Origin of the sequence: Ensifer sp. SSB1 (assembly GCF_016652895.1) — a bacterium.
Lineage (GTDB): Bacteria > Pseudomonadota > Alphaproteobacteria > Rhizobiales > Rhizobiaceae > Ensifer.
The window spans coordinates 1-21,969 of record NZ_JAEPRP010000095.1; the positions used below are offsets into that span (position 1 = coordinate 1).

Genomic DNA, 21,969 nt, shown 5'->3' on the forward strand with positions numbered 1-21,969 from the left:
AAATGGCCGTGTGGGCTTCCGCTACCATCTGCCACAGGACGAACAGGCGCAATTTTCAGGTTTATTTCAGAAAAAACTCAAACTTGGCGTCTACTACCCCTGACAACCACCTTTTTTGGGCTTAACTTTCCGAATCAGATCGAATGGCCCAGCCCGTGCCGCGATCGCATTTCATAGATTTTAATTCATATGACCCTGGAGCAAGAACCGATGATGACGGTCGAAAGACCCTGCGACGAGACGATTCGGCGGGCGCTCCGCCGTATCCTCGAAAGCAAGGCTTTCGCGCGCTCAGAACGTCTCAGAGCCTTCCTCGCCTATGTGGTTGAGAAGGAGATGGCCGGCGAAGGCCATCAGCTCAAGGGATACTCGATCGCGATCGACGTCTTCGACCGCCCCCAGGCTTTCAACGCCGACAGCGACCCGCTGGTGCGCGTGCACGCCGGTAAACTGCGCAAGCTGCTCAAGGCCTTCTTCGAGGGCGACGGGGCCGATGACGAATGGCTGATCGCCATTCCCAAGTGCACCTATGTTCCGGAGTACCAGCGCGCCCGCAACGAGGAAGAGCATCAGGCCGCCGCGTCGCCCCGACAGCCGAAGCCGACGAAGCGACGCTTCGCCGGGCACCGGCCCGCCTGGCCGCCGGCGCCGTTCTCCTCGCCGCTTTCGGTGCTGACCGTGCTGCCGCTCCTCCTTTTCGCGCCCATGCCCTCGCAGGAAATGACGCTGGACATCGACGCGCAGGCAAAGCTCTTCAACGCGCGCCACGCGACCGAGCGGGTACTGCCCTCGGTGCAGGTGACGATAGCCGGCGCCGAAAATGACGATGCCAAGTCTTTTGCCACGGCGCTTCGCCTTGCGGCCCAGCGCCACAAGACGCTGGCCCGCGCCACCGATGGCGACACCGGTCGCCCCGTATCGCGAAATTCCGCCCTCTCCTTCACCGTGCAGGTGACCTGGTACGATGCGCCGGCACAGGGTATCCGCGTCACTCTCTCTCATGATGGCGAGAACGTGCCCCTGCGTCAGGATTTCATCACCTGGAAGCGGCTGGAATCGGAGCCGGACCTGCTTTACGAAAGCATGTCGCTGGCGTCGGAACTGTTTTCGCTCGACGGCGAGATCTACCAGCACGCCCGCCAGGAGCAGATCGAAAGTCCGCTGATGGGCTGCATGGCCGCCACCCAGCGCTATCGCAAGCACCTGACGCGTGATGCCTTCGAGGCGGCCTGGTCCTGCCAGCAGCAACTGTCGCCGCTGCGCGGAGACGAGCCGCTGTTCATCCTGAGCTCCAACAGTCCGCTCAAGGTAATCGGGCACTGACCTTGTCAGCCCGCGGGCCGCGTCTTCGAGGACGCGGCATTTTCACCGTAACACCATGAATTGATGCATGTTTTCCGGATCATCGACGACGGGCAACGGCCACGGTTCGGCCATTCGGGGAGCGGTCGTCAGCCTACAATATTAAAGACTGGTCATGTATTCGATTCGCGTATACGGTGCACGCATGCGTTGGGAATGGATGCCTGGTTGCTCGTCAGGCAAGCATCGAAGTCCAGAGTAACGCCGCGTCGTCCACGCGGGATGCCCCAGCCGAGCAGCAGGCACTGTCGTTGTCGGTCAACGAGTGGCTCAGCACGCGGACAAGGATCCGCACCTATGAGAAACCCGGTGATTGCCGCCGCTTCCGGACGTGGACTGCGCCTCCCTGGGTCGGTCTCGATCCAGGCAAAATATGCGGAAAATCAAACGTTACAGAGACAACGCGCTGGATAGGCGCGGCCTGTAGACCGGGGACAATCGATATGCCGCGAGATCACTGGAAATACGAAGGCATGCTGGCCGCGCCTGACCGCGGCGGCTTCCTGCCCATTCTTCCCCTTCCCCACCACGACCCGACGACGCCGCTGGCGATTGCCGACATGGCCGATGCCTTCGGCGTCACCCATCGCACCCTGCACTTTTACGAGGAGAAGGGACTTCTGACCGCCGCCCGTATGGGCCCGATGCGCATCTATAACGAAGAACACATCCGCCGCATGGCCGTCATCAACGCCTGTCGTGAGATCGACATGCCGATCGCCGCCATCCTGGAGCTTTTGACCGGCCTTGCCGCGACCGAGGATCAGGCGGACGCCGACCGGTTGTTTCGCGAGGCGCTCCTGGCGCGACGCCGGGAACTGGCGGCCCAGCAGGCGAACCTTCGCCGCCAGATGCAGCGCATCACCGAATTGCTCGAAAGCGGCGATGGCAGCGGCCCCGAGGCGGACGATGATGATCATGTCCACCTGTCTCCGATCGAGAGCGAATGCCTGACCTTCATGGCCGAAGGCTATCCGGCCCCGCGCATCGCCCGCCTGATGGAGATGGATGTCGCGGCCGCCCTCACGCTCGAAGCCGGCATCATCCGCAAGTTCGGCGCCAACAACCGCTTCCAGGCAATCGCCAAGGCCGTGATCGCCGGCATGATCTCGGCGGAGTAGCCGAAGCGGCTTTCAGCGGTCGACGCCTCGCCCAACCGCGTCGTGGCACCGCGCCGCAGCGCGGTTCGCAGGCCGGCCAAGGTTCCTCCTGGTGGCCGGTCGCGCGGCCGGTTGGGTCGCGATTCTCTCGGGAACGGCCACAATGGGATGTCTTCAACGGCACGCTCATGTTACGAGGCGCTGAAACGACACAAGTGAGATATCCCGATGCTTCCCTGGATCCAGCTAGACCGCGCAACCATTCCCGGTGACGGAGACGAGTTGCGCCTGAAGCAGCGCGGCCAGGAATTTTCGATCATGCTCGGTTCGACCGAACTGATGAACAGCCGGCTGAGCGGTTCGGAAGAGGCGCTGGCGACGCTCGCCTACGAACGGATCGCCGGCCGGAAAAACATGAGCATGCTGATCGGCGGGCTCGGCATGGGGTTCACGCTCAGGGCAGCCCTCGGCGTGCTGCCGGATGATGCCCGGGTGACCGTCGCCGAACTCGTGCCGGCCGTGGTCGACTGGGCACGTGGGCCGATGGCCGAACTCCACAAGGGCACGCTCGACGATCCCCGGGTCGATATCCATATCGGCGATGTCGGCGCCCTGATCCGCTCGAAGAAGGCTGCCTACGATGCCATCCTGCTCGATGTCGACAACGGCCCGGACGGCCTGACGCGCGCCTCCAACGACAGCCTCTACAGCCATACCGGCCTTCGCGCCGCCCAGGCCGCGCTGCGCCCGAATGGCGTGCTTTCGGTCTGGTCGTCCGCGCCCGACAGCGCCTTCACCCGCCGTCTGCGCGAAGTCGGCTTTGCCACGGACGAGGTGAATGTGCGCGCCAACGGCAAACGTGGCGGTGCCCGCCACGTGTTGTGGATGGCGACCAAACGCTGAAGCAGCCCTTCCCCGTAACAGCCGTCAGCGAACGATGGTCAGCCGCTCCGCCGCGCGGGTGATCGCGGTATAGAGCCAGCGCTCGCGCGTATCGCGGAAGGCCCAGCTTTCGTCGAACAGCACGACATTGTTCCACTGCGAGCCCTGCGCCTTGTGCACCGTCAGCGCATAGCCGTAGTCGAACTCGTCGTAGCGCTTGCGCGTCGTCCAGGGGATCTCCCCCTCGACATCCTCGAAGGCGGCCTTCAACAGCTTGATCTTGGCAGCCCCCCGGTCCATGTCGTCGTCTTCCGGGCGGATCATCAGGTTGATGCCCGGCTTCACCGTCTCCTTCGAGGAACTCATCACCTGCCACAGCGAGCCGTTGAGCAGGCCCTTGGCCGGGTCGTTCCTGAGGCAGACGAGCTTGTCGCCGGATTGCGGGTAGTCGCTGGTGAAGCCCTTGAGCTCGCGCAGACGCTGGTTGTAGCGCCGGCGGGTCTTGTTGGTGCCGACCAGCACCTGGTCGGCTTCGAGCACCAGTTCCTGGTTGACCTGGCCGCGACCGATCACATGCGTGGTGCCGTAGTCGCCATGCATGATCTCCTTGCCTTCGCGCACCTGCATGGCGAGCTGGATGATCGGATTGTCGCGCGCCTGGCGGTGAATGTCCGTCAGCAGGTAGTCCGGATCCTGATTGGTGAAGTAGCCGCCGCCCGAAACCGGCGGCAACTGGCCGGGGTCGCCGAGCACCAGGATCGGCGTGCCGAAGCTCATCAGGTCCTTGCCGAGTGCCTCGTCCACCATCGAGCATTCATCGACGATGATCAGCGCCGCCTTGGCAACCGGGCTCTGGCGGTTGATCGAAAACATCGGCGCGATCGAGGTCTTGCCGGTCTCCTCGTCGGAAACCTCCTCTTCGCCGCGCGGACGATAGATCAGCGAATGAATGGTCTTGGCGTTGCTGGCGCCCTTGGAGCGCAGCACCTGCGCGGCCTTGCCGGTGAAGGCGGCAAACAGCACCTCGCCGTCGACATGCTCGGCGAAATAGCGCGCAAGCGTCGTCTTGCCGGTGCCGGCATAGCCGAACAGCCGGAACAGCGGCGAGCGGCCCTCTTTCAGCCACTGCGAAACGGCCTTGAGGGCCTCATCCTGTTGCGGTGCAAATTGCATGAGGCTGAGTGTCAGGATTCGGGCGGCACAAGCAAGCCCGGATTTGTCGGCCATCCAGGCCACCTGGCGGCGGTTTTGAGGATGTCTCCCGTTCTCGTGGGATTTTTCCGCGTGAAATCAATGGTTTTCCGCGTAATTGCAGTTATCGCCTCGCTCACGCCGAAGATCCTTTGTTCACGTTTTTTTCTCATCACCGGGCTTCGCTACGCGGCCACGAGCCTCTGCAGCTGGAGCAGCAGCATCGCCACCCCCACTTGCGGCCGACGATCGCTGTGGCACTTTCTTGCCTTGCCCCTTGAATGCAACGCCGCATTGTTGCTAACGAGCAAGGCGTGATGGCGCCGCGATCCCGCCGCTTTAGCGTGGCGCTGTCGTGATCACCATTGCTCGAAGCCCGCTGAGGCCGGCCACCGATGGCCGCTCCCGCCTTTCGGGGCCACGCCGGAGAATGCCTGTGACGACCGACAAGCCCAAAGCCGCCGCCTCTCCGGAAAAGGTCGGCATCGGACGGCTGGCGCCGTGGCTGCAATGGTGCCTGCTCTCGGTCGTGTCCCTCGTCTTTGCCACCTGCTTCGAATTCATCGGCATTCCCGCCGGCCTCTTGATGGGGCCGATGCTCGCAGCCGTTCTCGTCGGTCTCAACGGCGGCACGATCCGCCTGCCGCGCCAGCTCTTCTTCTGCGTGCAGTTCATCCTGGCGATGATGATCGCCGGCGCTGTGACCCCGGGCATGCTCGTCACCTTCTCCGGCAACTGGCCGCTGTTCCTCGCCGTCGTCCTGTCGGTCATCGCCGTCAGCACGCTGTGCGGCTGGGTGATCACCCGCATGCGCATCCTGCCGGGCACGACCGCGATCTGGGGCTCTTCGGCGGGTGCCGCCTCGACCATGCTCCTGATGGCGGATGCCTATGGCGCCGATGCCCGCCTCGTCGCCTTCATGCAATATCTGCGCGTCGTCTTCGTCGCCAGCACCGCGACCGTGGTGGCGCATATGTGGGTCACCAGCACCGAGGCCGAACAGACCACCCATTGGTTCGCGCCGGTCGCGGGTCTGCCTTTCCTTGAAACCATCGCCGTCGGGCTGGGGGCAGCACTGGCCGGCCGCTTCCTGCGCGTGCCCGCCGGCGCCTTCCTGCTGCCCTTCCTCATCGGCGCGGCGCTGAACGTCAGCGGCGTGATGACCACGGTGCTGCCGCAGTGGCTGCTGGGCCTCTGTTATGCCCTGCTCGGCTGGAACATCGGCCTCGGCTTCACCCGGCAGATCCTCGTCCACGCGCGCCGCGCTCTGGTGCCGACGGTCATCTCGATCATCGTGCTGATCTCCTTTTCCGGGCTTCTCGCCCTACTCCTGATCAAGGTCGTCGGCATCGATCCGCTCACCGCCTATCTCGCCACCAGCCCCGGCGGATTGGACTCGATCGCGGTCATTGCCGCTTCCAGCAACGTCGATCTGTCCTTCGTCATGGCGCTGCAGACCGCCCGCCTGCTGATCATTACCATGATCGGCCCGGCGCTTGCCCGCTTCGTCGCCGATCGCGCCTGAGGCGCGCCGATTGGGGCTTGCACGCCCCTCCTGGGTTTGAAACACCGGGGGCACCGCCGCCGATCGTGGTTTTCCGGCAGCATTCCCCTCCTCTCGCCTTTTCACCAGTTCTCCGGGAATAAATCCGCCACGCACCGTGTCTTACGGCTGGATCTGCACCATGCGGCTCTCACGGAAGCGGAACGAGGAGGCATTCGGCCGTTTCCGGATAGGAAAATCATCTTGAGGAAGGACAATTGCCATGAGAACGTTTCCACTGACGATCGCCATGCTGCTTGCCGCCACTGTCACGGTCTTTGCCGCGCCGCCGGTCAAGGAAGTTGAATCGGCCAAAGGCAAGGTGCTGGCCGACGAAAACGGCATGACGCTCTATACCTACAAGGACGACCATGGTGGCAAGTCCAGTTGCTACGACGCCTGCGCCAAGAACTGGCCGCCGTTCCTGGCGGAAGCCAGCGCCAAGGCGGACGGCGCCTATACGCTCGTCGAGCGCAAGGACGGCAAGAAGCAATGGGCCAAGGATGGAATGCCGCTCTATTTCTTCGTCAAGGACAAGAAGATGGGTGACATTGCCGGTGACGGCATGAAGAAGGGCGAATGGAATGTCGCCAAGCCGTAACGGCGGAAATGCGGATGCGGGGGCCGACGGCCCCGCATCCGACCGGTTCGAGGAGGATGTGCTGGCCCTGGTGCCGGCGCTGAGGCGCTATGCGCGCAGCCTCGTGCGCTCGGACCCGGATGGCGAGGACCTGCTGCAGGACTGCGTGGAGAAGGTGCTGGCGCGCCGCGCGCAGTGGCGCGGCGTCAACCTGCGCGCCTGGGCCTTCACCATCATGACCAATCTCGGGCGCAACCGGCACCGCTACCTTGCCATGCACCCGCAGGTCGCACTGGATGAAGATCTGGGGCTGGAGGCGGAGAACCGCGAAAGCGATCCGCTCGAACGCTCCAGGCTCGAACGGGCGCTGAACGGCCTTTCCTCGGATAACCGTTCAGTGCTGATGCTCGTGGTGATCGAAGGATACCGCTACCAGGACGTGGCCGAAATGATGGCCATTCCGATCGGCACCGTGATGTCGCGGCTGTCACGCGCCCGACGCCAGCTTGCCGAAGCCATGAAGGACGACAATGTGATCAGCATGCGGAGACCGAAATGACGGAAGATCTCAACACCGTCTCCGAAGACGACCTGCACGCCTATGTCGACGGGTTCGCGACCCCACAGGAACGCGAACGGATCGAGCAATGGCTGGAGCGCAACCCCACTCGCGCCGAAGAAGTCCGGCAATGGCAGGCGCAGGCGGTAGACCTTCGTTCGCTCTTCGGCGGTTACGCCCGCAGCGACGCACGCGACCGCGCCTTGCTTTCAAGCAGCAGCAACGACCCTTCGCAGGCGCTTCCGAGCAAGGACACCCGATCCGCCGCCGGCCGTCTGCGCGCCATCGCCGCCGGTCTCGCCCTCTTTGCCGCCGGCGGGCTTACCGGCCTCTACGCGCCGTCCCTGATTTCCGCTGATGGCGCCGACCGATCGGTCGAGACCGCCGACAGCCTGCCGCGACAGGCGCAATCGGCCTTCCTGGTCTATGCCAGCGAAGTACGCCACGCCGTCGAAGTCGGCGCCGACGATCAGAGCCATCTTGCCACCTGGCTCGGAAAACGCCTCGACCATCCGCTGACGATCCCCGACCTCTCCTCGCTCGGCTTCTCGCTGGTCGGCGGCCGGCTGCTGCCGGTCAACGGCAAGGCGGGCGCGATGTTCATGTATGAGGATGGCACCGGGCGCAGGCTGACCGTTCTTCTCGGCCGCAACGACGACAACCGCGAAACCAGTTTCCGCATCGACAGCTCCGAAGGCGTCGAAACCTTCTACTGGATCGACGGCCCGATCGGCTACGCCGTCACCGGCGAGGTGCCGCGCAATCTGCTGCAGCAGGTGGCTGACGAATGCTACCGTCAGTTCGACAAGAACGAGGCGACAGGAAGCTAAGACGGCGGCGTGCCGCCTCAGGCGCGTTCCGGCCCGCTCAGAAAAAGCCGAGCAGCTTGTAGCGGGTCTTGCGACGCGCGTCGTTCCAGAACATGCGGAACAGCAGGAACTTCGTCCACGGCGACATCGGCGGCAGCTTGTCCTTCAGCCGGTAGCAGCCGACCGTATACTCCCAGCGCTGCGAGAACTTTTCCCGGAAGGTCTTTGCACCATAGCGCTGCACCGACCCTGAGCCCTCGATGAAGTGAAATTCGGGGCCTTCCACATAGGCAACGAGATCGCGCACCACGAACTCCGTGACGATATAGGAGGCGCCGGTCCAGGGGTAGCTGAACTCCGCATAGCGCCGGAGCAGGATCTCCAGGCTGCCTTGCGAGCGATAGATGCCGTACACCCATTCGGACGGATAGCTCAGATTGCGCGGGAGCTTCCCGTCCCGCACGCGCTGGGCAAAATTGAAGACGTCGCGATTGGGGCTGGCAAGGCGGCCCTTGCCGTCGTTGAACCGCCGGACGTCAGAGACCCCGAGCAGCTTGGTCTTGTCCGCGTCCAGCGCGGCGACGAGGCGCGACAGGTAGTCGAGCGTCGAAAAGTCGTCGCAAGCCCTGAGGCAGAAATATTCGCCAAGCTCGGTACCGAGGCGGAAGCACTTGAGGAAGTTCTCGTCAGCCTTCAGATGCACCTCGTTCTCGATCACCTCGAAACGAGGATCCTTCGCCGCGAAGGCCCTGGCGATTTCCAGCGAGCCATCGGTCGACTTGTTTTCGACGATGATGGCGCGGAAATCCCTGAAATCCTGGTCCGCAATGCACTGCAGGCATTTTTCCAGCGTCTTCGCACCATTGAAGACCGGAAACAGAACGACGAGTTTCGCCTTCTCCATTCTCACTCCAAACCATTTGCCGAGCAGCGCCTCAGGCGCGCTCAAGCCGCGTTATAAATCCGAGATCCAGCAATTGCTTCGATCCGGTGAAGCGCACCGAGACATCCGACGTCAACTGCAGGCCGCCGGCGCTTGCGATGCTCTCCTTGATCGTCACATAGACGGCAGACGTATTGAAATACTGCCCGCCTGCGGCCGCCGCATCGACAACCTCAGCATAATCGGCAAAGAACTTGAAATGCAGCAGCACGCCCATGGCGGCCGGAAAATTCCGGTCATAGGGCAAGGGTTGATGGATGCTGGGGCCGAAGCAGCATTCGCCGTCCCAGAACATCAGCGGGTATTTGACCATCTCCAGGTCCGTGCCGAACTTGCGGTGGCGCGGCCCGCCCTTGACGCTGAACGCCCGCTTCATCGCGTGCATGGTGTAGCCGGTGGAGTCGAAGTGATCGGCAATCTCCCAGGGCGCCTGCTGCTTCAGATTCTCGACATCGGCGCGCTCGAGATCGACCGGGTACATGTCGAGCATGGGGGCGAGCATGCGGCGGGCGCCCATGCGCTCCAGCGCCGGAATGAGCCACTTCAGTCCGCGTTCCTCATAGCCGTCATAGACGAGATACTCGTCGGAATCGACATTGACGTACCACCGGCCGGTGCCATAGCGCTCGAACAGCGTTTCCCGCCATTCGCGTCCGCGCCTTGCCTCCTTGAACCGGACGGTGGACGACCAGACGTCGACGTCCGGCTGCGACACCAGATATTCGCGCGTGCCGTCGGCCGAGACGTCATCGATGCAGATGAAGCGCGTCACCCCGAGCTTGCGGTAATGCGCCAGGAACGACGGCATCAGCTTGAGGTCGTTGTGGGTAATGAACATCAGCGGGATATCGTCGGCCGACAAGGTCGCCGGCCCCCGCGCGTTCAAGCACTTCAATTCGTGCCGGCGCTTCTTTTTCCTCTCGCGCCGGGCCATCCTTTTCGTTTCCAGCCATGTGCTGAGGCGTTCGAGCGGTGTTCTCCTGAACATCTCCGCCGCCGCCTCCATGGAGGGAAAAGGATATTGCGTATCGCCCACGACGAGCTCCAGATCGTTAAGATTAGCAGCCTCTACGTTAAAAACGGTCTGCGATCAACTTGCCAGGTCCAGCGGATCGGCGCCTTTGAAATCAGGCCCGCTCGGGATCGTTGGCAAGCACGATCGGCTGCCCATGCGGCGTGGCCTCCGCCGCGCGCTGCCAGCTCTCGGTCAGGTGCTCGAGCTCGCGGCCGGAGGCGATCGAGAGCTCGGTGACGAGGCGCGAGAGGGCCGCCACCCAGCAATCGTAATAGTCGCTGGCATCGGCCTTGCGGCCGGGCTTGTAGAGCTCGGCCGAGAGCGCCTCGGCCCATTCCGGCCAGGAAAAGACGCCCTTTTCGTGCAGACGCACGGTCATGGCAAATGCGGCCGCCTGCCAGGGCTCGGCAAAGACAGGGTCGCCCTCCGGCGATTTCGGCAGCTCGGCCGAGGCGACGAGCGGTGACGTCACCTTACACGTGTTCAAGGTAGCTCTCCCAGGCATCGATCGAGACCGTCAGCGTTGGGTCGGCGCCCTCACCCCAGATCTCGGGCCCGTCGAAGACGACGGTATAGACCCATTGCGGATTCTCGCCGCGGCCATGGGCGTTATCGTCGGGGAAGACGAAAAAGCCCTGCACCGCCTCCACCCGTCCGTGCTTGGCCCGGGCGTAGCGCGGCAGGCGCGTGTGCGTTTCCGGATTGAAGTTCTTCGTCTTCACCTGGTCGCCGACGGCAAAGCGCGGGTGCCCTTCCACCGGCCGATCGCAGGGGCCGCCCTTGGCGAGCACGCCGGCGACCATGTCGGCCTTCAGCACCCGCTTGGGCGCCGCGCCCTGCTCCAGCCTGTGGCCGCCATCGAGTTCGGCCTGGCTCACGAAGCCGTGGCGCTTCAACAGCGTTTCCAGCGCGCGGGTCCAGATCTCGTAATAGCTCGCCGAAAGATACGTCGCCGGCGGCAGGTTTTCGCGCGCATGCCGGCTTTCGTCGATCGTCCAGGCGCCGAAGGCACCACAGGAGAGCGTGACGCCGAGCGCCCGCTTTTCCCATTCGGCATGGAAATAGGGCTCATTCTTTTCCGGCGCCACCGGGCCGAGGCCATGCGCACCGCCGAGATCGTGGGGACCGTTCATCGAAGCGCCTCCGCGGAAAGCGCCAGGCCCGTGCCGATCATCGCGTCACGCGTCACCAGCGCGGCAAGTTCTTCCTCGCTGAACCCGTCCGTATCGGCCGGCCGTTCCGGCACGACGAGATAGCGCAGCTCCGCTGTCGAATCCCAGACGCGGATGCGCGTCGCTTCCGGCAAGGTCACGCCGAATTCCTGGAGCACCCCGCGCGGATCGATGACGGCGCGCGAGCGATAGGGCGGCGCCTTGTACCAGACCGGCGGCAGCCCGAGCACGGACCAAGGATAGCAGGAACAGAGCGTGCAGACGACGAGGTTGTGGGTATCAGCGGTGTTGAACACGGCGCGCATGTGCTCGCCCTGGCGGCCGGTGAAGCCGAGGCTGGCAATCGCCTCCGTCGCATCGCGCTTCAGCCGTTCGGCGAAATCCGGATCCGCCCAGGCCTTCGCCACGACGCGTGCCCCGTTGCGTGGCCCCACCTTCGTCTCATAGGTCTCGACAATCGCATCGATCGCCGCCGGGTCGATCAACCCCTTCTCCGTCAGCACCGTTTCCAGCGCCTTCACCCGCGCTTCCATGTCGGTGAAATGGTTGTCGTGGTGATGATGGTCGTGATCGTGGTGGTCGTGGCCGTGATCGTGTTCGGACATTGCCTGGCTCCTCACAACGCCGTGCCATCACAGGCACAAAGATGGCGCTGCCTCCTCATAAAGTCGTAGCGCATAAACCCCGGATTCGAAATCGATTTCAACGCCTGCGGGTACCCGCAATTGTCACGGTAACAAGTCTGGTTCGCATTTCGGAATCTGGCGTGGCCGCCCGCCCACTAAACTTTGACGACACGCGGTACTGCCGCACGCAACCGCCTCCTCTATTCTAGCACGATGAAGGTTCTGATTCTCGGCGCCACCGGCTTCATCGGCTCGGCCCTCCTCGATCGACTGGCAAGCGACGGACACAAGGTGACCGGGCTTGGCCGCAATGTGACCCGCGCCCGGCTGAAGCGGCCGGAGGCGCAATGGCTTGCCGCCGACCTCGCGCACATGCGTGACGCCGGCGACTGGCGGCCGCTCATCGAGAGCCATGACGTCATCGTCAATTGCGCCGGTGCGCTGCAGGATGGTCTTGCCGATGATGTTGCCGCAACGCAAGAGACGGCGATGCTGACGCTCTATGCGGCAGCGAAGGGCTCTCCCGTCCGCATCGTCCAGATCTCCGCCCCCCGCGGCAGCGCCGGCAGCGACAGCGCCTTCCTCGCCACCAAGTTTCGCGCTGACGAGGCGCTGGCGGCAAGCGGCATACCGCATGTCATCCTGCGGCCGATGCTGGTGCTTGGCCGCAACGCCCATGGCGGCACCGCCCTTCTGCGCGCGCTCGCGGCCCTGCCCTTCGTCACGCCGCTCGTCCATGCGCAGGCCCGCGTCGAGACCGTGGCCCTGAGCGACGTGGCCGAGGCCGTCAGCGCCGCCGTCGCCGGCCTGATGCCCGAAGGCAGCGATTTCGTGCTCGGCCATGGGGAACCGCCGACGCTCGCCGAACTCGTGGCGCTGCACCGGCAATGGCTCGGCCTTCGGGCGGCACGGACCATTTCCCTGCCGCCGGCGCTTGCGGCCCCTGTCGGCCTCCTTGCCGATCTCGCCGGGCGGCTCGGCTGGCGCTCGCCGCTGCGCTCCACCGCGCTCTCGGTCATGGCCGGCGGCGTCTCGGCCAAGGGTGGCGCTCACGCCAAGGTTCCGCTTCTTTCGGCGCGCCAGAGCCTCGCCGCCAATCCATCGGGCGTGCAAGACCTCTGGTTTGCCCGCCTCTATCTGTTGAAGCCGCTGATGATCGTGGGGCTCTCGCTCTTCTGGCTGCTTTCGGGCCTGATCCCGCTGTTCGACCTCGACGCTGCCCGCCAACATTTCCTGCGGTTTCTTGGCCATGCCCCTGCAACCACGCTGACGCTTGCAACCTGCATTGCCGATATCGCGCTCGGCATCGCCGTGCTCGTGCGCCCGTGGGCAAGACGCGTGCTTGTCGGCATGCTTGGCTTGACGGTGGCCTATCTCGCCTCCGCCACCCTGGTCGAACCCGAGCTCTGGGCTGATCCGCTCGGGCCGCTCGTCAAGGTGCTGCCGTCGCTCCTTCTCACGCTGGCGACGCTGGCTATTCTGGATGAACGCTGATGCCGCTCGAAGATCTGCTGCGCCTTGCCCATGTGATCGGTGCCGCCGTGCTCCTCGGAACCGGCGCCGGCATCGCCTTCTTCATGGTGATGGCCAGGCGCACGCGCGATGCCCGGCTGATCGCCCATGTCGCCGGCACTGTGGTGATTGCCGACACGGTCTTCACCGCGACCGCCGTGGTGATCCAGCCGATCACCGGTTATCTGCTGGCGCAAAGCATCGGCTGGTCGTTGACCGAGGGATGGATCACGCTGTCGCTGATCCTCTATGTGGTGACCGGTCTCTTCTGGCTGCCGGTGGTGTGGATCCAGCTGCGGCTGCGCGATCTCGCTCGGCTTGCAACGGCAAACGGTGCGCCGCTGCCACCGGAGTTCGACCGGCTCTATGCCATCTGGTTTGCCTGCGGCTTCCCCGCCTTCTTTGCCGTCACCGGCATCTTCTGGCTGATGCTGGTGAAGCCGCAGCTCGCACTATTTTAGCATCGGCCAGAGGCTGACGACGAGCAGCACCGCCATGGTGATGTTGAACCATTTCAGCCGCGACGGCTCAGACAGCCATTGGCGCAGCGCCGAGCCGAAGCCCGCCCAGGTGGAAACGCTCGGCACGTTGACGAGCGCGAAGACGAGGCCGACGACCAGGACGCTGAACAGGTAGATCTCGCTGCTGGTATAGGTCGCCATCGCCGAAACCGCCATGACCCAGGCCTTCGGATTGACCCACTGGAAGGCGGCGGCGGCAAGGAAGCTCATCGGCTCGGCACCGGCCTTGCCTTCGGAAAGCGATCGCGAGGTGCCGATCTTCCAGGCGATCCAGACGAGATAGGCCCCGCCCGCGAACTTCAAAGCCGTGTAGAGCAACGGCACGGAATGGAGCAGCGCGCCGAGGCCGAAGCCGACGGCGATCAAGAGCAGGAAGAAGCCGGCACCGATGCCCAGCATGTGCGGAACGGTGCGCACGAAGCCGAAGTTCACGCCCGATGCAAAGAGCATCATGTTGTTCGGCCCCGGTGTGATCGAGGTGGTGAATGCAAACAAAAACAGCGCCAGCAGCGTATCGGCCTGCATGGTTTCCTCCGGTCTAATTGGGTCAACATAATTGACCTATTGACCGGCACCAGCAACCAACTTGTCACGGTGACAAGTTGATCACTCCTTCCGGCCTCCACGGGAAGGAGAACGCGCGGCGTGGCGTCGGGCACGCCGTTGCAGTCATCGTGGCAAGATGGCTGACCTCAGCCCCACTTCATCTCGCCCTTGGCGACCTTGGCACCGAGTTCGAGCGTCGAGACGCCTGCGAGATCCGGATAGCGCCTGGTCATCGCCGCGATCAGCTCGGCGCTATCCTTGGCGGCGGCCGCCGCTTCGTTGAAGGCTGCGAGATAGTCGCGGGTGAAGCGGACGGCCTCGACGCCTTCCGGCCCGCCCGCACTCTTGTGTGCCGGCACGACGACCGCGGGCTTGCGCGCCGCCATGGCATCGAGCGCCTCGATCCACTTCTGCCGCCCTTCCACCGTCGCCTCGTCGGCCACCCAGACATGCGATCCGGAATAGACGAGCACGCCGCCGAAGATCGCGTTCAGGTCCGGCACGAAGAAATAGCGCCGGTCCTTCATCCCCTCGACCGTGACGATCTCGATCGTGCTGCCTTCGAGCGTTAACGACGTGCTGTCGTCCGGCGTCGGCATCACCACATCGGCGAGTGTCTGCGGGCCGTTGTCCTTCAGCTGCGGCCCCCAGGTTTCAAGCTTGCCCTGAACATTGGCCTTGATCGCCTCGACGGTTGCCGAAGCGGCGATGACCGTCGCATCCGGAAAGGCTTCGACGATCGGCTTGAGGCTGAAATAGAAATCCGGGTCGTTGCAGCTGACGTAGATGGTCGTCAGCCGCTTGCCCGTCGCCTTGATCGCCTCGGCGACGGCACGCCCGTCGGAGAGCGTGAAGCCGCCATCGATCAGGATCGCTTCGCTCTTGCCGGTCAGGAGGACGGGGGTGCGGTTGAAGCCGGCATCATACGCCTGGAAATAGCGCCATTCGAGTTTCGAGGCCGCCCTGGCAAGGTTGCTGCCGATCGGCTGAATGAGGATGGCGGCGCCGGCCGCCGCCACTGTCTTGAGCGCGGTCCGCCGGGTCAACTGGATCTGCATGGGATCTCCTTGGGCTTTAATCTTGCCCGGCAGGATGACGACATGCGCGCTCTTGAAAAAGCCGGGCAACCCGAACAGACTGTCGGAAATTTTCAGACAATCGTGAAGAACTTCGGATGACTGTAAATCTAAATCGACTTTCGCATTTCGTTGCCGTGGTCGAAAGCGGTTCGTTTACGGCCGCAGCCGAACGACTGGGCCTTGCCAAGGCCGCCGTTAGCCATCAGGTCGCCCAGCTCGAAAAGGAGCTCGGCACGACCCTGCTCGTGCGCACCACCCGGCGGCTGAGCCCGACGGCCACCGGCCAACGCTTCTACGAGCGCTGCGCACTGATCCTGCGCGACGCCGACGAAGCCGTCGGTGCGGTCTCCGCCGAAACCGAGATCCCGAGCGGCACGCTGACACTGACGGCGCCGCTCGACTATGGCGCCAAGGTCGTGACCAACGCCGTCGCCGCCTATCTCGCGGCCTATCCCGCCATGCGGGTAGAGCTGAGCTTCAACGACACGGTGCTCGATATGATCGAGAAGCGCCTCGATCTCGCCATCCGCGCCGGCTGGCTCACCGACTCCAGCGAGCGGGCAAGGCGCATAGGCACATTTCAGCAGCACCTCGTCGCCTCGCCCGCCTACGTAGCAAGGCTTGGTGTCATAACCTGCCCTGAGCAACTCACCGACGCAGACTGGATCGCCAACGGCGCGCTGAAAGCGCCGCTCGACTGGACCTTCACCGACACTGCCGGCGAAGCGGCGATGGTCGTCGGCCGAGCGCTGGTGACCGCCGACAGCACCGATTCCGCCCATTGCTGCACTGTGGCCGGCATCGGCCTTGCCGTGCTGCCGGACTATCAGGTGCGAACCGACATCGCCGAAGGCCGCCTGGTGCGCTTGCTTTCCGACTGGTCGCTGCCCTCGGGCGGCATCCATGTCGTCTATCCGCCCTCCCATTTCCGTCCGGCGCGCGTGCGCGCCTTCGTCGAGATCCTGCAGCGCATGGAGAAGGAGCGCGGGAGGCTTGCCGGATGACGGGCCATGGCTCGAAAGACCGGCGGGATGCGCTAGATTGACCGCTACCCGCCTATTTCCTGAAAGCGTTTCCGCTTTTACGGATAGCAACAGGGCACACGTCAAAGTGCTACAGCGTCTGAGACGTATCTTGAAAGGCGCGCCCGCTGTGGGCAATTTCGGCCGCGAGGAGAACAGCATGCACGACCCAATCCCGACGACGACACTCCCCGACGGCCGCGCGATCCCGGTCCTCGGCCAGGGCACCTGGCGCATGGGCGACAGCGCAACGCGCAAGGCCGATGAGGTGAAAAGCCTGCAGCTCGGCCTCGATCTCGGCATGACGCTGATCGACACCGCCGAAATGTACGGCAACGGCGCCTCCGAACGTGTGGTCGGCGAAGCGGTGCGCGGGCGCCGCGACGAAGCTTTCATCGTCAGCAAGGTGCTGCCCTCCAATGCCAGTCGCATCGGCACCGAGGCTGCCTGCGAGCGCAGCCTGAAGCATCTCGGCATCGACCACATCGACCTCTACCTGCTGCACTGGCGTGGCGGCTATCCGCTTTCAGAAACCGTCGCCGCCTTCGAGGCGCTGAAGAAATCAGGCAAGATCGGCGCCTGGGGCGTCTCGAATTTCGATGTCGACGATATGGAGGAGCTACTGGACGTGCCGGACGGAAGGAACGTCGCCGTCAACCAGGTACTCTACAACCTTTCGCGCCGTGGCATCGAGTTCGATCTGCTGCCCTGGTGCCAGAGCCAAGGCATCGCCGTCATGGCCTATTCGCCGCTCGACGAGGGCCGGTTGCTGCGCAACCCGGATCTCATCCACATCGCCAAGGCGCACCAGGCGACGCCATCCCAGATCGCCCTCGCCTTCCTCAACACCCGCCCCGGGGTGATCTCGATCCCCAAGACCGGCTCGGCCGACCGCGCCCGCGAAAACCGCGACGCGATGGACATCCACCTGACGGCGGAAGACCTCGCCAACCTCGACCGCGCCTTTCCGCCGCCGAAGCGCAAGCGGTCGTTGGAGATGATCTGAGGGCTCTCGCTTCGCGCCAAACTGCCCCATCATCCGGCCCTGCCTCCGGGGAGCAGGAAATCCGTGTAACAGATGCCACCAGCTGCGCCCCGCAAACCGGCGGACGATTTGCGCCGTGGTGTGAACCGCGCCGAATTCCTGTATGCTTTTCGCAGCGCGTCACGTCGTATGCGATCCGGGAAATGAGGCCGAAATGTCCACTCACGTGCTGCTGATAGTGCATGCGGATGTTCCGAATGAGGTGGACCGAGCGCCCTTCGACGAGTGGTATGATCGCCATATGCCAGAGGCAGTGCGCGCATTTGGTGCACGTCGGGCGTGGCGCACCTGGAGCCGGACCGATCCCTCGAAGCACACTGCCTTCTATGAGTTCTCGAACATGGAGTCGGCGAACGCTGCCATTCAATCGCCGGGCAACGAATTTGATGCCAAATGGGGCGGGCGGGCAACACGCACGCGCGACATCGTCGAGGTTGTTCAGCAGCTACCGGATTAGGCTGAAACAGGTGATGGCCGCAAAGCCCGCACGACGCGCCTGGCCCTGCGAGGCCCATATTTCGGCGTTCCCGGGACGGCAGATTTCGATCACGCCTGCCGGCTCGCAATCTCCACGACCACCTTGCCCTTGGCGTGGCCGGCTTCCAGGTAGGCAAAGGCTTGCGCCACATCCCTGAGCGGAAACACCCTGTCGATGAAGGGCCGGATCGTCCCGGCATCGATCAAATCGCCGAGCTCGGCAAGCTCGACACCATCAGGATGCATGAAGAGGTAGCGGTAGGAGACGCCATGTTTTCGCGCGACGGCGCGGATCCTGTAGGACGCAAGCCAGAAAAGCGCCCTCAGGAAGAGGCCTCGATCCAGATCCTTCCGTGCCGTTTCAGGTTCGGGCATGCCGGCGATCGAAACCACCTTGCCGCCGCGCCTGACTACGCCGAAGGATTTCAAGAGCGTGTCGCCGCCTAGCAGATCGAAGGCGCCGTCCATGTTGCGCAACTGTTCCTCGAACCGCTCCTTCGTGTAGTCGATCACTATGTCGGCGCCGAGCTCTTTCACAAGCGCGCGACCACGGGGCGATGCCGTCGTCGTAACCTCCGCGCCCAGCCATTTCGCCAACTGGATGGCAAAGGTACCGACCCCGCCGGCACCACCGGGTATGAAGATCCGGCTGCCACGCCCCACATGAAGCTCGTCGCGCAGCGCCCGCAAGGCCGTGAGGCCAGCGAGTGGCACCCCGGCTGCCGTGTTGAAGTCGATCGACGCGGGCATCTTCGCCAGAAACTGTTCAGGCACGACGGCATATTCGGCGAGAGCGCCCATGGCCCCCTTTGGCATGCGCGCAAACACCCGGTCTCCCGGGGCAAACGACGTGACGCCCTCTCCCAGCGCCTCGACGACGCCCGAGAGTTCATTGCCCATGACAACAGGCAAGGGATAGCGCTGGACGACCTTGAGCATCCCTTCCCGCGTCTTGTAGTCGACGGGATTGAGACCGGCGGCCTGCACCCGAACCAGCACCTCGCCGCGCGCCGGTCGCGGACGTGGCACCTCGCGCAACTGCCCAGCGTCGGGACCGCCGTATCGGGTCAGAACGAATGCCTGCATCGTCGTCGCGCTCATCCGGCACCTGATAGCTTCGGAAATACTGTGTGAAATTTGTCGGCGGGAAATGCCTGCGAAGTCAACCGCGCGCATGACGTCGGGCAATTTCAGGGGGCCGTGTCGTCTGCCCTCATCCGGCCGGGTGCGCTCGGTGCCAGTGACCTCTCCCGGCATGCGGGGAGAGAACTAGTCCTCGGCTCGGACCCGAGGAGAGAGGCAAACCCAACCTGAAGCCCTTAAACGACAAGGGCAGCCCCAGCGTGAAGCGTGGGCTGCCCAGTTTGAAGCAAGGTGCGGCGTTGTCGGCCCCTCGCCTGCCCGAGATCACATGCCCTGCGGGCCGCGGTTCATCGCTGCGATGCCGGTACGGCAGACTTCGATGAGGCCGAGCGGCTTCATGATGGCGATGAACTGCTCGATCTTCGACGGCTTGCCGGTGATCTCGAAGACGAAGTGATCGATGTTGGCGTCGATGACCGAGGCGCGGAATGCGTCGGCAAGGCGCAGAGCCTCGACGCGGTGGTCGCCCGAGCCGTGTACCTTGACGAGCGCCAGTTCGCGCTCGATCGGCCGGTCGTGGCCAAGGCCGGCTGCGCGCACGGTCAGGTCGACGACGCGGTGGACCGGAACCAGCCGTTCCAGCTGGTTCTTGATCTGGTCCAGCACGTGCGGCGTGCCGCGCGTGACGATGGTGATGCGCGAAAGGTGCGCCTCGTGTTCCGTTTCCGAAACCGTGAGGCTCTCGATGTTGTAGCCGCGGCCGGAGAACAGGCCGATGACGCGGGCGAGGACGCCCGGCTCGTTATCGACGAGGACCGAGAGCGTGTGGGTTTCGGCGACCTCGGTCTCCTTGGCGATGAAGTAGGCGGAGCCGGTCGGTTGAAGGTGTGCGTTCATTTCGGTTGGTTCCTCTACCTATCTCAGACCAGCTGACGGCCCTTGGCGTCGATCGCGTTGGCGACCGCTTCGTCCGTGGCTTCGTCGGGCAACAGCATCTCGTTGTGGGCCTTGCCCGAGGGGATCATCGGGAAGCAGTTGGCGAGGTTGGCAACGCGGCAATCGAAGATGACCGGTGCTGGCGTGTCGATCATCTTGCGGATCGCAGCGTCGAGTTCGCTCGGCTTGTCGCAACGAATGCCGACACCGCCATAGGCTTCCGCCAGCTTGACGAAATCAGGCATCGCCTCGGTGTAGGAATGCGACAGGCGGTTGCCGTGCAGGAGCTGCTGCCATTGCCGCACCATGCCCATGTACTGGTTGTTGAGGATGAAGATCTTGACCGGCAGGCCGTACTGAACGGCGCAGGACATTTCCTGAATGCACATCTGGATCGAGGCGTCGCCGGCGATGTCAACGACGAGGCTGTTGGGATGCGCGACCTGGACGCCGATGGCCGCTGGGAAGCCGTAGCCCATGGTGCCGAGGCCGCCCGAAGTCATCCAGCGGTTCGGCTGCTCGAAGCCGAAGAACTGCGCCGCCCACATCTGGTGCTGGCCGACTTCCGTCGTGATGTAGGTGTCGCGGTCCTTGCTCAGCTCATAGAGCCGCTGGATCGCGTATTGCGGCATGATGACGTCGTCGTTCGGCGCGTAGGCGAGCGAATTGCGGGCGCGCCACTTGGTGATCATCTCCCACCAGTCCGAAAGCCGCGCCTTGTCGGCCGACTTGGAGGCCGCGCGCCACAAACGAACCATGTCCTCGAGAACGGTGCCGACATCGCCGAGGATCGGCACGTCGACGCGGACGTTCTTGTTGATCGACGACGGATCGATGTCGATGTGGATCTTCTTGGAGTTCGGCGAAAACGCGTTGAGGCGGCCGGTGATGCGGTCGTCGAAGCGGGCGCCGATACAGATCATGACGTCGCAGTCATGCATCGCCATGTTGGCCTCGTAGGTGCCGTGCATGCCGAGCATGCCGAGCCAGGCCTTGCCGGAAGCCGGATAGGCGCCGAGGCCCATCAGCGTCGAGGTGATCGGGAAGCCGGTCAGTTCGACCAGTTCGCGCAGCAGATGCGAGGCTTCCGGTCCGGAATTGATGACGCCGCCGCCGGAATAGATGATCGGCTGGCGCGCGGTGCGCATCAACTCGACCGCTTCTTCGATCTTCTTCAGATCGCCTTGCTTCTTCGGCTGGTAGCTCTTCTGGGTCGGGACGGCCGATGGCGGCGTGTAGGTGCCGGTCGCAAACTGCACGTCCTTCGGGATATCGACGACAACCGGGCCTGGGCGGCCGGACTGGGCGACGCGGAAGGCCTCATGGATGATGCGGGCGAGATCGTTGACGTCCTTGACCAGCCAGTTGTGCTTGGTGCACGGCCGGGTGATGCCGACGGTGTCGCATTCCTGGAAGGCGTCGGAGCCGATCAGCGAGGTCGGAACCTGGCCGGAGATGCAGACGAGCGGGATGGAATCCATCAGCGCGTCCTGCAGCGGGGTCACCGCATTGGTGGCGCCGGGACCGGAGGTAACCAGCATGACGCCGACCTTGCCAGTGGAGCGGGCATAACCTTCGGCCATGTGGCCGGCGCCCTGCTCGTGGCGAACGAGGATGTGCTGGATATCGTCCTGCTGGTGGATTTCGTCATAGATCGGAAGCACGGCGCCGCCGGGATAGCCGAAGATATGCTCGACGCCGTTGTCTCTCAGAGCCTGGAGAACGATCTCCGCGCCTGTCATCTGGTTTTCTGTACCGCTCATTGACTTGCTTCCGTCCCTTTTCCCAGTTGGGTGCTTAGCTTGTTTGAAGGCATAAAAAAAGGCCCCGTCAGGAGCCTCGTTCAGCGCATGGGTGGCTACCGCCGGATGGTTACACCATCCTGCCCATGCGCCGTCCCACCACAAGAATAACCGCAAAATTTTTCATGGGGCGAGTTGATAACCACAAATGCGGAAGGCGTCAA

General features: G+C 63.9%; 23 protein-coding genes. 12 read left to right on the forward strand and 11 right to left on the reverse strand.

The window, feature by feature from the left end; genetic code table 11:
- Window positions 1-210: 210 nt before the first annotated feature.
- From I8N66_RS22150 to I8N66_RS22160, 3 genes are all read left to right on the forward strand, one after another.
- Window positions 211-1,323: a hypothetical protein gene (locus I8N66_RS22150; protein ID WP_365887674.1), complete on the forward strand. Its 1,113-nt coding sequence runs from the start codon at window positions 211-213 to the stop codon at window positions 1,321-1,323.
- A gap of 482 nt (window positions 1,324-1,805) precedes the next feature.
- Window positions 1,806-2,483: a MerR family transcriptional regulator gene (locus I8N66_RS22155; protein ID WP_113536053.1), complete on the forward strand. Its 678-nt coding sequence runs from the start codon at window positions 1,806-1,808 to the stop codon at window positions 2,481-2,483.
- Between the two features lie 207 nt (window positions 2,484-2,690).
- Window positions 2,691-3,365: an MnmC family methyltransferase gene (locus I8N66_RS22160; protein WP_291157710.1), complete on the forward strand. Its 675-nt coding sequence runs from the start codon at window positions 2,691-2,693 to the stop codon at window positions 3,363-3,365.
- 24 nt (window positions 3,366-3,389) lie between these two features.
- On the opposite strand, the gene I8N66_RS22165 is transcribed toward I8N66_RS22160, so the two are convergent.
- Window positions 3,390-4,517, reverse strand: coding sequence for an ATP-dependent RecD-like DNA helicase (locus I8N66_RS22165; RefSeq protein WP_291157777.1), 1,128 nt, complete (start codon window positions 4,515-4,517; stop codon window positions 3,390-3,392).
- A gap of 454 nt (window positions 4,518-4,971) precedes the next feature.
- Here I8N66_RS22165 and I8N66_RS22170 point away from each other — a divergent pair, with 454 nt between their 5' ends.
- The 4 genes from I8N66_RS22170 (at window position 4,972) to I8N66_RS22185 (ending at window position 8,047) form a co-directional block, all read left to right on the forward strand.
- Window positions 4,972-6,060, forward strand: a complete 1,089-nt coding sequence (locus I8N66_RS22170; RefSeq protein WP_291157713.1) for an AbrB family transcriptional regulator — start codon at window positions 4,972-4,974, stop codon at window positions 6,058-6,060.
- Between the two features lie 241 nt (window positions 6,061-6,301).
- Window positions 6,302-6,679, forward strand: a complete 378-nt coding sequence (locus I8N66_RS22175) for a hypothetical protein (protein ID WP_291157716.1) — start codon at window positions 6,302-6,304, stop codon at window positions 6,677-6,679.
- Window positions 6,663-7,217, forward strand: coding sequence for an RNA polymerase sigma factor (locus tag I8N66_RS22180; protein ID WP_113536057.1), 555 nt, complete (start codon window positions 6,663-6,665; stop codon window positions 7,215-7,217). Before I8N66_RS22175 ends, I8N66_RS22180 begins: the two co-directional genes overlap by 17 nt.
- On the forward strand, window positions 7,214-8,047 hold the full coding sequence (locus tag I8N66_RS22185) for an anti-sigma factor (RefSeq protein ID WP_291157720.1): 834 nt from the start codon (window positions 7,214-7,216) through the stop codon (window positions 8,045-8,047). Before I8N66_RS22180 ends, I8N66_RS22185 begins: the two co-directional genes overlap by 4 nt.
- A gap of 37 nt (window positions 8,048-8,084) precedes the next feature.
- On the opposite strand, the gene I8N66_RS22190 is transcribed toward I8N66_RS22185, so the two are convergent.
- From I8N66_RS22190 to nthA, 5 genes are all read right to left on the reverse strand, one after another.
- The gene (locus tag I8N66_RS22190) at window positions 8,085-8,930 is read right to left on the reverse strand and encodes a glycosyltransferase family 2 protein (RefSeq protein ID WP_291157723.1); all 846 of its coding nucleotides are present in this window, start codon (window positions 8,928-8,930) and stop codon (window positions 8,085-8,087) included.
- A gap of 31 nt (window positions 8,931-8,961) precedes the next feature.
- Window positions 8,962-9,957, reverse strand: a complete 996-nt coding sequence (locus tag I8N66_RS22195) for a glycosyltransferase family 2 protein (protein ID WP_291157780.1) — start codon at window positions 9,955-9,957, stop codon at window positions 8,962-8,964.
- Window positions 9,958-10,096: 139 nt separating this feature from the next.
- Window positions 10,097-10,471, reverse strand: a complete 375-nt coding sequence (locus I8N66_RS22200) for a nitrile hydratase accessory protein (RefSeq protein WP_223724873.1) — start codon at window positions 10,469-10,471, stop codon at window positions 10,097-10,099.
- Complete coding sequence (gene nthB, locus I8N66_RS22205) at window positions 10,458-11,117, reverse strand: nitrile hydratase subunit beta (RefSeq protein WP_291157728.1); 660 nt, start codon at window positions 11,115-11,117, stop codon at window positions 10,458-10,460. The genes I8N66_RS22200 and nthB overlap by 14 nt, the downstream gene beginning before the upstream one ends.
- Window positions 11,114-11,761, reverse strand: a complete 648-nt coding sequence (gene nthA / locus I8N66_RS22210; RefSeq protein ID WP_291157731.1) for a nitrile hydratase subunit alpha — start codon at window positions 11,759-11,761, stop codon at window positions 11,114-11,116. The genes nthB and nthA overlap by 4 nt, the downstream gene beginning before the upstream one ends.
- A 234-nt stretch (window positions 11,762-11,995) precedes the next feature.
- Here nthA and I8N66_RS22215 point away from each other — a divergent pair, with 234 nt between their 5' ends.
- Window positions 11,996-13,276 carry an SDR family oxidoreductase gene (locus I8N66_RS22215; protein WP_291157734.1) on the forward strand — a complete coding sequence of 427 codons (1,281 nt, stop codon included), beginning with the start codon at window positions 11,996-11,998 and terminating at the stop codon, window positions 13,274-13,276.
- Window positions 13,276-13,755, forward strand: coding sequence for a DUF2269 domain-containing protein (locus tag I8N66_RS22220; protein ID WP_291157737.1), 480 nt, complete (start codon window positions 13,276-13,278; stop codon window positions 13,753-13,755). The genes I8N66_RS22215 and I8N66_RS22220 overlap by 1 nt, the downstream gene beginning before the upstream one ends.
- On the opposite strand, the gene I8N66_RS22225 is transcribed toward I8N66_RS22220, so the two are convergent.
- Window positions 13,747-14,340 (reverse strand): LysE family translocator, encoded by a 594-nt coding sequence (locus I8N66_RS22225; RefSeq protein ID WP_291157740.1) that lies wholly within the window; start codon window positions 14,338-14,340, stop codon window positions 13,747-13,749. The genes I8N66_RS22220 and I8N66_RS22225 overlap by 9 nt on opposite strands.
- A gap of 167 nt (window positions 14,341-14,507) precedes the next feature.
- A complete protein-coding gene (locus I8N66_RS22230; RefSeq protein WP_291157743.1) occupies window positions 14,508-15,419 on the reverse strand; it encodes an MBL fold metallo-hydrolase in 912 nt (303 codons plus the stop codon).
- Window positions 15,420-15,535: 116 nt separating this feature from the next.
- On the opposite strand from I8N66_RS22230, the gene I8N66_RS22235 reads away from it, so the two are divergent.
- From I8N66_RS22235 to I8N66_RS22245, 3 genes are all read left to right on the forward strand, one after another.
- Window positions 15,536-16,444, forward strand: coding sequence for a LysR family transcriptional regulator (locus tag I8N66_RS22235; protein ID WP_291157747.1), 909 nt, complete (start codon window positions 15,536-15,538; stop codon window positions 16,442-16,444).
- A 178-nt stretch (window positions 16,445-16,622) separates the two neighbouring features.
- Entirely contained in the window at window positions 16,623-17,468 is an 846-nt protein-coding gene (locus I8N66_RS22240) for an aldo/keto reductase (protein ID WP_291157750.1), read from the forward strand.
- 193 nt (window positions 17,469-17,661) lie between these two features.
- Window positions 17,662-17,964, forward strand: a complete 303-nt coding sequence (locus I8N66_RS22245; RefSeq protein ID WP_291157753.1) for a hypothetical protein — start codon at window positions 17,662-17,664, stop codon at window positions 17,962-17,964.
- Window positions 17,965-18,053: 89 nt separating this feature from the next.
- Here I8N66_RS22245 and I8N66_RS22250 read toward each other — a convergent pair whose 3' ends face one another.
- The 3 genes from I8N66_RS22250 to I8N66_RS22260 form a co-directional block, all read right to left on the reverse strand.
- Window positions 18,054-19,085 carry an NADP-dependent oxidoreductase gene (locus I8N66_RS22250; protein WP_291157756.1) on the reverse strand — a complete coding sequence of 344 codons (1,032 nt, stop codon included), beginning with the start codon at window positions 19,083-19,085 and terminating at the stop codon, window positions 18,054-18,056.
- Between the two features lie 306 nt (window positions 19,086-19,391).
- Window positions 19,392-19,964: an acetolactate synthase small subunit gene (gene ilvN / locus I8N66_RS22255; protein ID WP_113536069.1), complete on the reverse strand. Its 573-nt coding sequence runs from the start codon at window positions 19,962-19,964 to the stop codon at window positions 19,392-19,394.
- A gap of 23 nt (window positions 19,965-19,987) precedes the next feature.
- Entirely contained in the window at window positions 19,988-21,766 is a 1,779-nt protein-coding gene (locus I8N66_RS22260) for an acetolactate synthase 3 large subunit (RefSeq protein ID WP_223724884.1), read from the reverse strand.
- Window positions 21,767-21,969 lie beyond the last annotated feature (203 nt).